Below are 14,504 nucleotides of genomic sequence, written 5' to 3'. Positions count from 1 at the left end.
AGATGGGGCGGCTATGAGGGGGCGGCGACCCAGGGAGGAGGAGGGGTCGCCGCCGAACGCAGGCCCAGGGAGGAGGGAGGGCCGCGCAGAGGTGCGGTTCCGGCCAGGGAGGAGGAGGGGCCAAAACCGCGCGCCGACAATCAGGGAGGAGGAGAGACCTCGGCGCATCCGGATGCCGCAGTTGGGGCGGCTATGTTCTTTTGCGGCGACCCCATGGGGAGGAGGTCAGGGGCCGCCGCCTGACGCCAGAACCCGAGGGAGGAGGTTTAGGTTCCGGCGCTGTCTAGGGGCGGCATCCCGGGGAGGAGGAGAGGGATGCCGCCAGTCCGCCCAGGGAGGAGGAGGGCGGGATGGGAATTCTTACTTCGCGTCGCCCCAGGCCGCCTCTTGGGCCAGACGGGTGATCATCGAGCGGCTGATGCCCAGATCGTCGAGATCACGGGTCGTCAGCGCGTTGAGTTCGCGGACCGTCTGCCGGTAAACGGCGCGGCGGGCGCGGGTTTCCTGCATGCGCTGGATCGCGGTCAGCAGGCGGCCACGCAGGCCGGTGACGGCGGCGGTTTGTTGAGCCTGAGCGATAACAGCCATCTTCGTTTCCTTTCGCATCGTCTGCGCCGTTCCCGGATTGGCCCGGCGCCTTCGTTGATCCCAAGATGCCCATTGTGCTGCGTCTGCACAATGCACGGTTTGCGAATGCTGCCATGCGGCAAATGCATGACTAAGGCTGACCTAACGGGGCGCTTTGCCATGAAAGAATGACAGAAAATTGAAGCGATACATTCGTTAACGGTAACGCTGCGGGTGCGAAAATCCAAGGATTGAAGGCGCTTGGGGTCAGAGTGGACAGCTTGACGCAGGGGGCATTGAGGCTGGCGCGGGCTTGGGCCATGCTGTGGGCTGCCGCAATCACGGAACCGTCACATGTCGATCACGCGCGAAACTGTCCTAGGGGAAATCGCAGATATCGCTCTGCCGCAGGGTGGGGTGCTTGGCCAGGCCGACATTCTGCGCGCCCTGACCGTCGAGGACGGGCTGATCCGATTCGTCCTGGAGGTCGCGGATGCCGATGCCGCGCGCGCCATGGCAGGTGTCGAGGCCGAGGCCCGCGCGCGGCTGTCGCGCCTGCCGGGCATCCGTCAGGTGCAGGTCGTGATGACGGCGCCTGCCGCGCCCGCGCCCTCGTTGAAGGTGGGCGGCCATCCGCGACCGCAGGCGGGGCCGCAGGCGATTCCCGGCGTGCGGCACATCCTGGCCATCGGGTCGGGCAAGGGCGGGGTGGGCAAGTCCACGGTCTCGTCGAACCTTGCGGTGGCGCTGGCCAGGCAGGGGCGCAAGGTCGGGCTGCTGGACGCGGATATCTACGGCCCCTCGCAGCCGCGCATGATGGGCGTGACGGGGCGACCGGCCAGCCCGGACGGGCAGCGGATCGAGCCTCTGCACGCGCATGGCGTGACGCTGATGTCCATCGGCCTGATGCTGAAAGAGGGCGAGGCCGTCGTCTGGCGCGGCCCGATGCTGATGGGCGCCATGCAGCAGATGCTGCAACAGGTGAACTGGGGCGAGCTTGACGTGCTGCTGATCGACCTGCCGCCGGGCACGGGTGATGTTCAGCTGTCGCTGTGCCAGAAGGCGCCGGTGACGGGCGCGATCATCGTCTCGACCCCGCAGGACGTGGCGCTTCTGGATGCGCGGCGCGCCATCGACATGTTCGGCAAGCTCAAGACGCCGGTTCTGGGACTGGTCGAGAACATGTCCAGCTATGTCTGCCCGAAATGCGGCCACGAGGCGCATCTGTTCGGCCATGGCGGCGTCGCCGCCGAGGCGGATGCCTTGGGCCTGCCCTTTCTGGGTGCGCTGCCGCTGGAACTGGAGGTGCGGCTGGCGGGCGATAACGGCACGCCCATCGCTTTGGGCGAAGGCACGGCTGCGGCGGCCTTCGCGCAGCTGGCCGACAGGCTGGTCGCGGGCGGGATGGCCTGATCCCGGTCCTCGGACGGGAATATCCGGGAATGACGGGAAAGCGTGGGAAGGCGCGGGCGTGCCGCTCTCGGCTGCGTGATTCGTTGTTATCTGCGGCGTGAGCGACGCGGCCTCACTTGGGCGGAAAGCCGCGCAATCTTCTTGACCTTGGCCGAATCGTGGCCCGGCTGCACCAGTAGGGCCGGGCGGCTCTGTTCGGCGGGTCTGTCCATATCTGGTGGTCAGGCCCGACCCTGCCCATAGCCGTTGATCCGAGCCCCTATCTGCGCTGACGAAAGTCAGCCTGCTGACGAACGGATGCAGCCGTTTGCACTCATCCTGAGGGCGAAGAAACCCATTGCTTCCCATGAAATCCCATGTCACAACGAGATCACGAAAACGGGCAGTGACCAACGGGGCGCAAGACCTCGAAAAGGCGAAGCAGGCTTCATACAGGCATCCGTTTTCCAACATAGATCCGCCCGCGCGTGCGAGCAGCACCTCCCCCAGGGTGGCGCGCGACAGGGTGGACGACCAACCCCGCAAAGGGGCCCGGTAACGGGAACGAGGGCGGCGGATCGGGCAGTGGCAGCGGCCCGATCCGCCCTTTCTCTTTCGGGGGTGCGAAAGAGCGGACAGTGAGGGGCGGCCAAGGTGGCGCGGAAGTTCAGGGGCACCGAACAGGTTAAGGTCGATGGCAAGGGTCGCATGTCGATTCCGGCCCGCCTGCGCCGCGTGTTCGATGCGGGCGATCCGGGCTTTGCGGCCTCGGCCACCGGGCGTACCCAGCTTGTCGCCGTGCATGGCCCCGACTGGTGGAACTGGATCGAGCTGTATTCCATCGAGGCGATCGAGGCGATCGACGAGCAGATCGACCGCCTGCCGCGCGGCAGCCAGGAACGCCGCTGGCTGGAGCTGCTGATGAACGGCCAGTCCACCGATCTGGAGATCGACCGCGAGGGGCGTCTGGTCCTGCCGCTGAAACTGCGCGAAAAGCTGGGTTTCACCGAAGGAACCGAGACCGTGTTCGAATCGCGCGGCGACTATGTGCAGGTCTATCACCCCGACGAGCGGCCCAAGGACGTGCAGGCGCTGGAAGCCTTTGCCGAAAGCCATGGCCCCGAATTCGACCCGCGCGCCTTCCTGCAACAAGCCGACAAGGGGTAAGCCCGTGGCCGATCCTCATATCCCCGTCCTGCTGAAGCCGCTTCTCAGGGCGGTTGCGCCCGTATCGGGCGTCTGGGCCGACGGCACCTTCGGCGCGGGCGGCTATGCGCGCGGCCTGCTGGAGGCGGGCGCGGCGCGCGTCATCGGGATCGACCGCGACCCGTCGGTCTTTGCGATGGCGGCGGACTGGGCCGCGCCGCTCGGCGACAGGCTGCGGCTGGTCGAGGGGACGTTTTCCGATCTGGACAGTCTTGCGGGCGAGCCGCTGGACGGCGTTGTTCTGGATCTGGGCGTCAGCTCGATGCAGCTGGATCAGGCCGAACGCGGTTTCTCGTTCCTGCGCGACGGGCCCTTGGACATGCGGATGGGGGGCGATGTCCCCTCGGCGGCGGATCTGCTGAACAGCGCCGAGGAATCGGTGATCGCGGATGTGCTCTATCATTACGGCGAGGAACGCGCCGCGCGGCGCATCGCGCGCGCCATCGTCGCCGCCCGGCCCCTGAGCCGCACCGCCGAACTGACCGAGATCGTGGCGGGCTGCCTGCCGCGCCCCAAGCCCGGCCAGAGCCATCCCGCCACCCGCAGCTTTCAGGCCATCCGCATCTGGGTGAATGACGAATTCGGCCAGCTGGTCGCGGGCCTGTCGGCGGCCGAACGTGCGCTGCGCCCGGGCGGGAAGCTGGCCGTGGTCAGCTTTCATTCGCTGGAGGACCGGATCGTCAAGCGCTTCATGCAGGCGCGCGCCGATACCGGCGGCGGCGGCAACCGCTATGCGCCCGTCCAGGCCGCGCAAGAGGCCGCCTTTACGCTGCCCTTCCGCCGCGCCGTGGGCCCGGACGAGGATGAACTGGCCCTGAACCCCCGCGCGCGTTCGGCCCTGTTGCGGGTGGGGGTGCGGACCGATGCGCCTGCGGGCAGCGTCGATGCCCGCGCGCTGGCCATGCCCAGCCTGCCGGGGAGGCGCTGATGCGGTCCCTGACCTATCTGGCCTGCGTGCTGGTGGTGATGGGCCTGGCCTTCTGGGCCTACCGCGAGAATTACTCGACCCAGGCCTCGATGGCCGAGATGCTGCAGGTCCGGCGCGAGATCGCGCAACTGCGCGACGAATTGGGCATTCTGCGCGCGGAATGGGCCTGGCTGAACCGGCCCGAGCGCCTGCGCGAACTGGTCGATCTGAATTTCGAGCGGCTGCCGTTGCTGCCGGTCGAATCGGGGCAGATGCTGGATCTGGGTCACATCGACTATCCCAAGCCCCCGCCCCCGCCCGAAGTCGAAGATCCCGCCACGGAGGTTCAGCCATGATCCGCACGCCCCTGCGCCCTCTGGCCCGCATTCTTCGCGCCCGCGAACGCGGCGAGAACCCCGATGACATCGAGGCCGAGAACCGCCGCCGCCGCCACGAGGAGATCGAGGCCCGCGCCCATCGCCGCGCCGAGGGGCGGCTGGTGCTGATGGCGGGCCTGTTCGCGATGGCCTTCGCCACGGTCGGCGTGCGGATGGGCGCCCTGGCCTCCAGCGAGCCGGCCGAGCCGGGCGCGCAGGTCCTGTCGGCGCAGATCATGTCGCAGCGCGCCGACATCACCGACCGGCGGGGCCGGGTTCTGGCCACGAACCTGCTGACGCATTCGGTCTATGCCCATCCGCATCAGATGGTCGATCCGGTCGGCGCGGCGCGCGGTCTCAAGCGGATCTTTCCCGATCTGGACGAGGATCGGCTGATCCGCGACTTCACCGGCGAACGGCGTTTTCTGTGGATCAAGCGCAAGATCAGCCCCGAACAGATGCAGGCCGTCCACGATCTGGGCGAGCCGGGCCTGCTGTTCGGCCCGCGCGAGATGCGCGTCTATCCCAATGGCGACGTGGCCGCGCATATCCTGGGCGGGTCGGGTTTCGGCAATGAGGGCGTCAGCAGCGCCGAGGTGATCGGCATCGCGGGCGTGGAAAAGGCCTTTGACGCCTGGCTGCGCGACCCCGCGAACGAGGGCGCGCCCCTGGCGCTGTCCATCGACCTGACCGTGCAGCAGGCGATGGAGGACGTGTTGGCGACCGGGATGCGGGTGATGAACGCCGCCGGCGCCACGGGCATCCTGATGGAGGTCAAGACCGGCGAGATCGTCGCCATGGCCAGCCTGCCCGATTTCGACCCCAATGACCGCCCGCGCCCGCTGCTGACCGGAGAGCCTTCGGACAGCCCGCTTTTCAACCGCGCGGTGCAGGGACAATACGAGCTTGGCTCGACCTTCAAGATCTTTCCGGTCGCGCAGGCGCTGGATCTGGGCCTTGTGAACCCCTCGACCGGGATCAACGCCGCCGCGCCGATGCGGATCGGGCGCTTCCTGATCAACGATTTCCACAATTACGGCCGCGAGCTCAGCGTGACGGATGTAATCGTGAAGTCGTCGAACGTGGCGACGGTGCGGATCGCGCAGCTGATCGGCGTCGAACGTCAGCGCGATTTCCTGCGCAAGCTGGGCCTGTTCGAGCCGACGACGGTCGAGATGGTCGAGGCGCCGACCGGCCAGCCTCTGGTCCCGCAACGCTGGCCCGCCGTGACGGCGGCAACGGTCAGCTTCGGCCACGGCCTTGCGGCCAGCCCGCTGCATCTGGCCGCCGCCTATGGCACGATTGCCAATGGCGGACAGCGCGTCACGCCGACCCTGATCCATGGCCGCCAGCGCCCCGAGGGAGAACAGGTGATTTCCGCGCGTTCGGCCGCGATGTCGGTGGACATGCTGCGCCAGGTCGTGACGCGCGGCACCGCGCGCGGCGCCGAGGTTGAGGGTTACGAGGTCGCGGGCAAGACGGGCACCGCCGACAAGCCCCGCGCGGCGGGCGGCTATTACAAGAACAAGGTCATCGCGACCTTTGCGGCGGTCTTTCCGGCCTCGGACCCGAAATATGTGCTGATCGTGGCGCTGGACGAGCCCTCGACCCGCAATGCCAACGGCGTCGAGACGCGCACGGCGGGCACCACCGCCGTTCCGGTCGCCGCCGAGGTGATCCGCCGCATCGGCCCCCTGCTGGGGCTTGAGCCGAAAACCGACGAAAACCTGCCGACGATCGCGCCCCGCTTCCAGCCGCGTGTTGAACCCGGCGAAGAGGCTGGGGTAAGGCTCGTCGCAAATCAATGACGGGTGGTTCGGTGACTGAAGGCAAGGTGACGCTGTCGCAGCTGGGGCTGCGGTCGAGGGATGGGCAGGACCCGGTGATCACCGGCCTGTCGCTGGACAGCCGCGCGGTCCGTCCGGGCCATCTGTTCGCGGCCCTGCCCGGATCGGCCATGCACGGGGCGGAATTCATCCAATACGCGATCCGCCAGCAGGCCGCCGCCGTCCTGACCGACCGCGCGGGCGCCGAGATCGCCCGCGACGTGCTTGAGGGCTGGACCGGCGCGCTGGTCCTGGCCGAGGATTCGCGCGCGGCTCTGGCCGGGGCGGCCTCGCTGTGGTTCCGTGACCAGCCTGCGCATGTCGTGGCCGTGACCGGCACCAGCGGCAAGACCAGCGTGGCCAGCTTCACCCGCCAGATCTGGCAGCTTCTGGGCCTGAGGGCGATCAGCCTTGGCACGATGGGGGTCGAGGGCGATTTCCACGCCAAGCTCGCCCATACCACGCCCGATCCCCTGACGCTGCATCAGGTTCTGGCCGATGCGACCCGCGCGGGCATCACCCATGCCGCGATGGAGGCATCCAGCCACGGGCTGGATCAGCGCCGCCTTGACGGGGTGCGGGTGCAGGCGGCGGCCTTTACCAATCTCAGCCAGGATCATCTGGATTACCACGCGGGCTTTGACGAATATTTCGCGGCCAAGGCGCTGCTGTTCAACCACATCCTGGACGAGGGCGCCTCGGCCGTCATCAACATCGACAGCCCGCGCGGGCGGCAGATGGCCGACATCGCCACCGACCGGGGCCTTGCCCTGACCAGCGTGGGCCGGGGCGAGGGTGCGATGTTGCGCATTCTCGACCAGCGTTTCGACGCGACGGGGCAGGATCTGCGATTCTCGATCATGGGCCAGCCGCAGCTTGTGCGCCTGCCGTTGATCGGCGGCTTTCAGGCGGAAAACGTGCTGGCGGCGGTCGGGCTGTGCCTTGCCTCGGGCTGTTCGGCCGAGGACATCATCCGCGTCCTGCCGCAGCTGACCACGGTGCGCGGGCGGATGCAGCTTGTCGCGCAGCGCGCGAATGGTGCGGCGGTCTTCGTCGATTACGCCCACAAGCCCGGCGCGGTGGTGGCGGCGCTGCAATCCCTGCGCCCGCATGTGATGGGCCGCATCATCTGCGTGATCGGCGCGGGCGGCGACCGCGACCGGGGCAAGCGCCCGCTGATGGGCGAGGCCGCGCGGCTGCACGCCGACAAGGTGATCGTCACCGACGACAATCCCCGCCACGAGGACCCCGCCGCGATCCGCGCCGCCGTCCTTGAGGGCGCAGGCTCCGAGGCCAGCGAAGTCGCCGACCGCGCCGAGGCGATCCTGCGCGGCGTCGATGCGCTTCTGCCGGGCGACGCGCTGCTGATCGCGGGCAAGGGCCACGAGACCGGCCAGATCATCGGCAGCGACGTCTATCCCTTTGATGACGCAGAACAAGCCTCGGTCGCGGTCGCGGCACTGGACGGCACGATATGAGCGCGCTCTGGACCGCAACGGATGCCGCCGCCGCCACGGGCGGGCGCGCGCAGGGCGACTGGACCGCCTCGGGCGTTTCCATCGACACGCGCAGCATCGCGCCGGGCGATTTGTTCGTCGCCTTGCAGGCGGCGCGCGACGGGCATGATTTCGTGGCGCAGGCGCTGGAAAAGGGCGCCGCCGCCGCTTTGGTCAGCCGCATCCCCGAGGGCGTGGCGCCCGATGCGCCGCTGCTGATCGTGGATGACGTGCTCAAGGGGCTCGAGGCCCTGGGCCGGGCGGGCCGGGCCCGCATGAGGGGCCGCGTGATCGCGATCACCGGCTCGGTCGGCAAGACCTCGACCAAAGAGATGGCGCGCGTGGCTCTGGCGGGGCAGGGCGTGATCCACGCCGCCGAGGCCAGCTACAACAACCATTGGGGCGTGCCGCTGACGCTGGCGCGGATGCCCGCCGACACCGATTTCGCCATCATCGAGATCGGCATGAACCATCCCGGCGAGATCGCGCCCCTGTCGCGCATGGCCCGCCCGCATGTCGCGCTGATCACCACGGTCGGCGCCGCCCATCTGGAGGCCTTCGGCGCGATCGAGGGCATCGCGCGCGAAAAGGGCGCCATCTACGAGGGGCTGGAACCCGTCGGCACCGCCATCCTGCCCGAGGATCTGCCGGTGACGCAGATCCTGCGCGATTGCGCCGATGCGGCGGGCGCGGTGGTGGTGGGCTTCGGCCGCGACGGCATGGCCCGCCCGCTGAAGGTCGAACCGTCCGAAACCGGCCTGACCTGCCATGCCCGCATTCTGGGCGAGACGGCGATCTTCGGTCTGCGCACCACCGGGCGCCATTTCGCGATGAACGCGGTCGGCGTTCTGGCCGCCCTGTCGGCGGCGGGTGCCGATCTGGCCCGTGCCGCCCGCGCGATGGGCGAATGGCAACCCCCGAAAGGCCGCGGCGCGGTCGAGGATCTGGGCGCGATCCGCCTGATCGACGACGCGTTCAACGCCAACCCGGCCTCGATGGCGGCGGGTCTTGCGATGCTGGCGGGCCTGCCCGCCCCGCGCCGCGTGGCTATATTGGGCGACATGCTGGAACTGGGCGAGGCCGAGGCCGCGATGCACGCGGCGCTGGCCGATGACCCGTCCATGGCCCAAATCGCGCTGGTCCATTGCGCCGGTCCCCGGATGCGCCACCTGCACGAGGCACTGCCCGCCGCGCAGCGCGGCCGTTGGGCCGAGACCGCCGCCGAACTGGCGGCCGATGCCGCGGCGCTGGTCGCGCCGGGCGATCTGGTGCTGGTCAAGGGCTCGAAATCCTCGCGCATCTCGACCGTGGTCGAGGCCCTGCGCGCCCAAGCCGCCCCTGCATAAGGACGAACGGATGCTTTACTGGCTCAGCAGCTTTTCCGAGGGCGGGGACATCTTCAACCTGTTCCGCTACATCACCTTCCGCGCGGGCGGGGCCTTCTTCACCGCGCTGTTTTTCGGCTTCATCTGCGGCGGGCCGCTGATCAACTACCTGCGCCGCGTGCAGAAAAAGGGCCAGCCGATCCGCGATGACGGCCCCGAGGGCCACCTGGCCAAGGCCGGCACCCCGACGATGGGCGGCATCCTGATCCTGTCGGCGCTGCTGTTCTCGACGCTGCTCTGGGCGCGGCTGGACAACGGCTATGTCTGGATCGTGCTTCTCGTCACGGCGGGCTTCGCGGGGATCGGCTTCGCCGACGATTACGCCAAGGTCACCAAACAGAACACCAAGGGCGTCAGCTCGCGCATCCGCATGGCGATCGGGCTGGTGATCGCGGCGCTGGCGGCGATCGCGGCCTCGGCGCTGCACCCGCAGGCGCTGACCAACCAGCTGGCACTGCCGGTCTTCAAGGACGTTCTGATCAACATGGGCTGGTTCTTCGTGCCCTTCTCGATGATCGTGATCGTGGGCGCGGCCAATGCGGTGAACCTGACCGACGGGCTGGACGGGCTGGCGATCATGCCGGTGATGATCGCGGCCGGCACGCTTGGCGTCATCGCCTATACGGTGGGCCGGGTCGATTTCACCGAGTATCTGGGCGTCCACCACGTCCCCGGCACGGGTGAGATCCTGATCTTCGTCTCGGCCCTGATCGGCGGGGGCCTGGGCTTCCTGTGGTACAACGCCCCGCCTGCCGCCGTCTTCATGGGCGATACCGGGTCGCTGGCCCTGGGCGGCGCGCTCGGCGCCATCGCGGTCGTCACCAAGCACGAGATCGTGCTGGCCATCGTCGGCGGCCTCTTCGTGGTCGAGGCGCTCAGCGTGATCATCCAGGTCCTCTACTTCAAGCGCACGGGCAAGCGGGTCTTCCTGATGGCCCCGATCCACCACCATTTCGAGAAGAAGGGCTGGGGCGAGGCGCAGATCGTGATCCGCTTCTGGATCATCGCGCTGATTCTCGCGCTGATCGGCCTTGCGACACTGAAACTGCGCTAGTCTTTGCCTTGGTCCAAATATCCCGCGGGGGTCCGGGGGCGCGAAGCCCCCGGCCCTGTCCTCCAGGAGCCATCCCATGATCCCTGTCCAGGGCGTTGAACACCAGACCATCGCGGTTCTCGGCCTCGGCCGGTCGGGCCGGGCCACGGCGGCGGCGCTAGCGGCGGGCGGCGCGCGGGTCATCGCATGGGATGACGGGCAGGACACGCGCGAGGCCGCGCTGGCCGAGGGGATCGAGATCGTCGATCTGACCCGCGATGCCGGCTGGCAGGGGGTCGCGGCGCTGATCGTCAGCCCGGGCATCCCGCATCTCTATCCGCGGCCCCATCCGGTGATCGCCGAGGCCTATGCCCGCGGCGTGCCGGTGGACAATGATATCGGCCTGTTCTTCCGCAGCTATGCCAGCGCCGAATGGGAAGGTTTCGAACGCGCTCCCCGCGTCGTGGCCGTCACCGGCTCGAACGGCAAATCCACCACCACGGCCCTCATCCACCACATCCTGTCCGAGGCCGGGCGCCCGGTCCAGATGGGCGGCAATATCGGCACGGGCGTGCTGTCGCTGGAGCCCGCCATCGACGGCGAGGTCGTGGTGCTGGAATTGTCCAGCTATCAGACCGATCTGGCCCGCGCCTTGACGCCGGATGTGGCGGTCTTCACCAATCTCTCGCCCGATCATCTGGACCGGCATGGCGGCTATGGCGGCTATTTCGCAGCCAAGCGCCGGCTTTTCGCCGAGGGCGGGCCGGACCGCGCGGTGATCGGCGTGGACGAGGCCGAGGGCCGCTATATCGCCAACCAGCTGGCCATGGGACCGGGCGATGACCGGGTGATCCGCATTTCGTCGGGGCAGAAGCTCGACCAGTTCGGCTGGTCGGTCTTTGCGCGCAAGGGCTTTCTGGCCGAGTGGCGCAAGGGGCGGCAGGCGGCCTCGATCGACCTCAGGGCGATTTCGGGCCTGCCCGGCGCGCATAACCATCAGAATGCCTGTGCGGCCTACGCCGCCTGCCGCGCGCTTGGCCTGTCGCCGCGCGAGATCGAGGCGGCCTTTCACAGCTTTGCCGGTCTGCCTCATCGCAGCCAGCTTGTCGCCGAGATCGGCGGGGTGCGCTATGTCAATGACAGCAAGGCCACCAATGTCGATGCCGCCGCCAAGGCGCTGGAGGCCTTCGATCGCATCCGCTGGATCGCCGGGGGCCTGGGCAAGGAGGGCGGGATCGCCGCGCTGGTCCCGCATCTGGGACGCGTGAGCAAGGCCTATCTGTTCGGCCATTCGGCGCGCGATTTCGCGCTGGAACTGGGCGGGCTGCCGCATGAGGTCTTTGGCACGCTGGCCGAGGCTCTGGCCCGCGCCCATGCCGAGGCCGAGCCGGGCGAGACCGTCCTGCTGGCGCCCGCTGCCGCGAGTTTCGATCAATATCCGAACTTCGAGAAGCGCGGCGAGGACTTCGTCCATTTGGTCGGGGACCTGTCCGGCGCGTCCTGACGGGCAGGGGGCTTCTAGCCCCCGTCGCCTGACGGCGACTCCCCCGGGGATATTTGAGTGAAGAAGAAGTCAGGGCCAGTGCGGAATCAGGACCAGTGGGGCGCGCGCTTTTCGAGGAAGGCGGCGATTCCTTCGGCCGTGTCGTCCAGCATCATGTTTTCGCACATTGCCGCCGAGGCGGTGCGGTAGGCCTCGGCCAGGGACTCGGCGCGCTGGCGGTGGAAGGTGGCCTTGCCCAGCCGCATCGCGGAGGGGGGCTTGGCGGCGATGTTCTGGGCAAGGGCCAGGGTTTCGGCCTCGAGGCGGTCCTCGGGGGTGGCGCGGTTGATCAGGCCCAGTTCGGCGGCGCGCGCGGCGGGAATGAAGTCGCCGGTGGCGAGCATCTCGAATGTGGCCTTGGGCGGGATGGCGCGCGCAAGCGCCACCGCGGGGGTCGAGCAGAAGAGCCCGATCGAGATGCCGTTCACGCCGAATCGCGCCCGCTCTGACGCGACGGCCAGATCGCATGAGGCGACGAGTTGGCAGCCCGCCGCCGTCGCCACGCCCTGCACCTGGGCGATGACCGGCTGGGGCATCGCGGGCAGCCGTTGCATCAGCGCCGCGCAGCGTTCGAAGAGGTTGGCCAGATCACCCTCTGGGTCGGGGCCGTCGCGCATGGCCTGCATCTGCCGCAGATCATGGCCCGCGCAGAAGGCGCGCCCGGTGGCCGAGAGGATCACCACGCGGGCCTCGGATGCCGCGATCAGGTCGAGGGCGTGGTCCAGCGCCTCGATCATCTCGAGCGACAGGGCGTTGTGATTGTCGGGGCTGTTCAAAATCAGCCGTGCGACCGGGCCTTCGTCATGGTGCAGTAGTGGTGCCATCTTGATCTCTCCCTGCTTTGTCGAAAGCCTATGCGCCAGAAGGGCAGGGGGGAAGCATGACCATCATCATGGATGCCGAGGCGCTGAACGAGTTTCTGTCGCGGGACTTTCCGCAGGTCGCGAGCAGCTATCGCGTCGAGGCGGTCGAGCCTGACCGACTGGTCGCGCGGCTGGTCGTGTCGGACGCGCATCTGCGGCCCGGCGGCACCATTAGCGGGCCGTCGATCTTTGCGCTGGCGGATCTGGCGATCTATTGCGCGATCCTGTCGCGGATCGGCCCGGTCGCGCTGGCGGTGACCACCAGCGCGAATGTGGACTTCATGCGCAAGCCCGCTGCGGGCTGCGATCTTCTGGCGGAATGTCGGGTGTTGAAGCTGGGGCGGGTGCTGGCCGTGGCCGATGCGTTGATCTTTTCCGAAGGGCTGGCCGAGCCCGTCGCCCGCTGCGCGATGACCTATTCGATTCCGCCGAAATGACCCGGTTTCGGGGGGTTGTGATGCGGTATTCTGATACCTAATTTGTAGAGCTTTGAAATGAAACTGTTATTTTGCGCCTCTGGCGCTTGACCTGTTGCCTGGCTTGCAAGATACACGCTCATCTCGAATGCACACGACCCTGAAGGGACGCAAGATGAAAACCTATACCGCGAAACCGGCGGAGATCGAGAAGAAGTGGATCCTGATCGACGCCGAGGGCGTCGTTCTGGGCCGCCTCGCCACGATCGTCGCCAACCGCCTGCGCGGCAAGCACAAGCCGACGTTCACGCCGCACATGGACATGGGCGACAATGTCATCATCATCAACGCCGACAAGGTGCAGATGACCGGCAACAAGCGTGACGACAAGAAATACTACTGGCACACGGGCCATCCCGGCGGCATCAAGCACCGGACCGCGCGTCAGATCCTTGAAGGCGCGCACCCCGAGCGCGTGGTCATCAAGGCCGTCGAGCGCATGATCAGCCGCAACAAGCTGGGCAAGCAGCAGATGACCCATCTGCGCGTCTATACCGGCGCCGAGCACCCGCACGAAGCGCAGCAGCCCGAGGTTCTGGACGTCAAGGTCCTGAACAAGAAAAACACCCGGAGCGCATGATCATGGCCGAAGACATCAAAACCCTCGACGATCTGAAATCGGTCGTGTCGGGCACCCCGGCCGCAGCTGAGCCCGCCATCCGCCGCGAACCGCAGCGCGACGAGCAGGGCCGTTCCTACGCCACCGGCAAGCGCAAGGACGCGGTTGCTCGCGTCTGGGTCAAGCCGGGTTCGGGCAAGGTCGTCGTCAACGGCAAGGACATCGCGCAGTATTTCGCGCGTCCCGTGCTGCAGATGATCCTGAAGCAGCCTTTCGAGGTTGCGGGCGTCGTCGGCCAGTATGACGTGCACGCGACCGTCAAGGGCGGTGGCCTCTCGGGCCAGGCCGGCGCGGTGAAGCACGGTATCAGCCAGGCGCTGCAACTGCACGAGCCGAGCCTGCGCGCCGCGCTCAAGGCTGCCGGCTTCCTGACCCGCGACAGCCGCGTCGTCGAGCGGAAGAAATACGGCAAGGCGAAAGCCCGCCGCAGCTTCCAGTTCTCCAAGCGCTGATCCGGTTCTTATCCGGGATACAGAAAGGGGCGTGGCGAAAGCCGCGCCCCTTTTCCTTTTGCGCGCTGCTGCATTCAGGGCGCGCTGCCTGTTCTTGCAGCAGAATGTCCGGTCCGAGTCGCTGTCGCCGCTCTGATCGGGCCCGTTTGTCACCCGGATGACGTGATTCCGTGCTAATGAAGGGGCGGCACCCTGCGACACGCCTAAACGGTGCCGTGGCGCGGCATAATTTTATATTTGCTGTCAGTGTGTTGCATCTTTCTGCCCTGAGGCGCGATTTTTTCGCTTGCGCAGTCTGTGCCGCGGACGTAAACACCGCTTCACCGAAGGCGGGAACGCAGTCGGGGCCGGGGACGGCGCTG

At 67.8% G+C, this 14,504-nt stretch carries 14 protein-coding genes; 12 read left to right on the top strand and 2 right to left on the bottom strand.

Annotated features, from left to right (window positions below; translation table 11 throughout):
- Positions 1–360: 360 nt before the first annotated feature.
- The gene (locus tag ACTZWU_RS13300) at positions 361–588 is read right to left on the bottom strand and encodes a DUF1127 domain-containing protein (protein WP_444737847.1); all 228 of its coding nucleotides are present in this window, start codon (positions 586–588) and stop codon (positions 361–363) included.
- Between the two features lie 333 nt (positions 589–921).
- Between ACTZWU_RS13300 and ACTZWU_RS13295 the strand changes: the two genes are divergently transcribed.
- The 9 genes from ACTZWU_RS13295 to murD all read left to right on the top strand — a co-directional run bounded on the left by ACTZWU_RS13295 (position 922) and on the right by murD (position 11,693).
- The gene (locus tag ACTZWU_RS13295; protein WP_444737846.1) at positions 922–1,980 is read left to right on the top strand and encodes an Mrp/NBP35 family ATP-binding protein; all 1,059 of its coding nucleotides are present in this window, start codon (positions 922–924) and stop codon (positions 1,978–1,980) included.
- A 633-nt stretch (positions 1,981–2,613) separates the two neighbouring features.
- Positions 2,614–3,126, top strand: coding sequence for a division/cell wall cluster transcriptional repressor MraZ (locus ACTZWU_RS13290; protein WP_444737845.1), 513 nt, complete (start codon positions 2,614–2,616; stop codon positions 3,124–3,126).
- A gap of 4 nt (positions 3,127–3,130) precedes the next feature.
- Positions 3,131–4,093 carry a 16S rRNA (cytosine(1402)-N(4))-methyltransferase RsmH gene (gene rsmH, locus ACTZWU_RS13285; protein WP_444737844.1) on the top strand — a complete coding sequence of 321 codons (963 nt, stop codon included), beginning with the start codon at positions 3,131–3,133 and terminating at the stop codon, positions 4,091–4,093.
- Positions 4,093–4,428 (top strand): cell division protein FtsL, encoded by a 336-nt coding sequence (gene ftsL / locus ACTZWU_RS13280; RefSeq protein ID WP_444737843.1) that lies wholly within the window; start codon positions 4,093–4,095, stop codon positions 4,426–4,428. Before rsmH ends, ftsL begins: the two co-directional genes overlap by 1 nt.
- The gene (locus tag ACTZWU_RS13275) at positions 4,425–6,257 is read left to right on the top strand and encodes a peptidoglycan D,D-transpeptidase FtsI family protein (RefSeq protein ID WP_444737842.1); all 1,833 of its coding nucleotides are present in this window, start codon (positions 4,425–4,427) and stop codon (positions 6,255–6,257) included. Before ftsL ends, ACTZWU_RS13275 begins: the two co-directional genes overlap by 4 nt.
- Positions 6,254–7,753 (top strand): UDP-N-acetylmuramoyl-L-alanyl-D-glutamate--2,6-diaminopimelate ligase, encoded by a 1,500-nt coding sequence (locus tag ACTZWU_RS13270; RefSeq protein ID WP_444737841.1) that lies wholly within the window; start codon positions 6,254–6,256, stop codon positions 7,751–7,753. Before ACTZWU_RS13275 ends, ACTZWU_RS13270 begins: the two co-directional genes overlap by 4 nt.
- Positions 7,750–9,117, top strand: a complete 1,368-nt coding sequence (locus tag ACTZWU_RS13265) for a UDP-N-acetylmuramoyl-tripeptide--D-alanyl-D-alanine ligase (protein ID WP_444737840.1) — start codon at positions 7,750–7,752, stop codon at positions 9,115–9,117. Before ACTZWU_RS13270 ends, ACTZWU_RS13265 begins: the two co-directional genes overlap by 4 nt.
- Before the next feature lie 10 nt (positions 9,118–9,127).
- On the top strand, positions 9,128–10,210 hold the full coding sequence (mraY, locus tag ACTZWU_RS13260; RefSeq protein ID WP_444737839.1) for a phospho-N-acetylmuramoyl-pentapeptide-transferase: 1,083 nt from the start codon (positions 9,128–9,130) through the stop codon (positions 10,208–10,210).
- A 76-nt stretch (positions 10,211–10,286) separates the two neighbouring features.
- Positions 10,287–11,693, top strand: a complete 1,407-nt coding sequence (gene murD / locus ACTZWU_RS13255) for a UDP-N-acetylmuramoyl-L-alanine--D-glutamate ligase (protein WP_444737838.1) — start codon at positions 10,287–10,289, stop codon at positions 11,691–11,693.
- A gap of 86 nt (positions 11,694–11,779) precedes the next feature.
- Here the strand turns inward: murD and ACTZWU_RS13250 are convergent, their stop codons facing one another.
- Complete coding sequence (locus ACTZWU_RS13250) at positions 11,780–12,556, bottom strand: enoyl-CoA hydratase (protein WP_444737837.1); 777 nt, start codon at positions 12,554–12,556, stop codon at positions 11,780–11,782.
- 56 nt (positions 12,557–12,612) lie between these two features.
- Here ACTZWU_RS13250 and ACTZWU_RS13245 point away from each other — a divergent pair, with 56 nt between their 5' ends.
- The 3 genes from ACTZWU_RS13245 (at position 12,613) to rpsI (ending at position 14,142) form a co-directional block, all read left to right on the top strand.
- Positions 12,613–13,032, top strand: a complete 420-nt coding sequence (locus ACTZWU_RS13245; protein ID WP_444737836.1) for a PaaI family thioesterase — start codon at positions 12,613–12,615, stop codon at positions 13,030–13,032.
- A 154-nt stretch (positions 13,033–13,186) separates the two neighbouring features.
- Positions 13,187–13,651, top strand: coding sequence for a 50S ribosomal protein L13 (gene rplM / locus ACTZWU_RS13240; protein WP_444737835.1), 465 nt, complete (start codon positions 13,187–13,189; stop codon positions 13,649–13,651).
- 2 nt (positions 13,652–13,653) lie between these two features.
- The gene (rpsI, locus tag ACTZWU_RS13235; RefSeq protein ID WP_444737922.1) at positions 13,654–14,142 is read left to right on the top strand and encodes a 30S ribosomal protein S9; all 489 of its coding nucleotides are present in this window, start codon (positions 13,654–13,656) and stop codon (positions 14,140–14,142) included.
- Positions 14,143–14,504: the final 362 nt, after the last annotated feature.

Origin of the sequence: Paracoccus sp. NSM, assembly GCF_052379855.1 — a bacterium.
Classification (GTDB): Bacteria; Pseudomonadota; Alphaproteobacteria; order Rhodobacterales; family Rhodobacteraceae; genus Paracoccus.
Note: the sequence above shows the minus strand (reverse complement) of the source record. Positions and strands in the feature narration are given on the sequence as shown.

Bases quoted from the DNA above. Each gene is read 5' to 3' on its own strand.
- ACTZWU_RS13295 (WP_444737846.1), top strand. From the start codon at position 922: ATGTCGATCACGCGCGAAACTGTCCTAGGGGAAATCGCAGATATCGCT.
- ACTZWU_RS13265 (WP_444737840.1), top strand. From the start codon at position 7,750: ATGAGCGCGCTCTGGACCGCAACGGATGCCGCCGCCGCCACGGGCGGG.
- mraY (WP_444737839.1), top strand. From the start codon at position 9,128: ATGCTTTACTGGCTCAGCAGCTTTTCCGAGGGCGGGGACATCTTCAAC.
- rpsI (WP_444737922.1), top strand. From the start codon at position 13,654: ATGGCCGAAGACATCAAAACCCTCGACGATCTGAAATCGGTCGTGTCG.
- ACTZWU_RS13250 (WP_444737837.1), bottom strand. From the start codon at position 12,556: ATGGCACCACTACTGCACCATGACGAAGGCCCGGTCGCACGGCTGATT.
- ACTZWU_RS13245 (WP_444737836.1), top strand. From the start codon at position 12,613: ATGACCATCATCATGGATGCCGAGGCGCTGAACGAGTTTCTGTCGCGG.
- ACTZWU_RS13275 (WP_444737842.1), top strand. From the start codon at position 4,425: ATGATCCGCACGCCCCTGCGCCCTCTGGCCCGCATTCTTCGCGCCCGC.
- ftsL (WP_444737843.1), top strand. From the start codon at position 4,093: ATGCGGTCCCTGACCTATCTGGCCTGCGTGCTGGTGGTGATGGGCCTG.
- ACTZWU_RS13270 (WP_444737841.1), top strand. From the start codon at position 6,254: ATGACGGGTGGTTCGGTGACTGAAGGCAAGGTGACGCTGTCGCAGCTG.
- ACTZWU_RS13300 (WP_444737847.1), bottom strand. From the start codon at position 588: ATGGCTGTTATCGCTCAGGCTCAACAAACCGCCGCCGTCACCGGCCTG.
- murD (WP_444737838.1), top strand. From the start codon at position 10,287: ATGATCCCTGTCCAGGGCGTTGAACACCAGACCATCGCGGTTCTCGGC.
- rplM (WP_444737835.1), top strand. From the start codon at position 13,187: ATGAAAACCTATACCGCGAAACCGGCGGAGATCGAGAAGAAGTGGATC.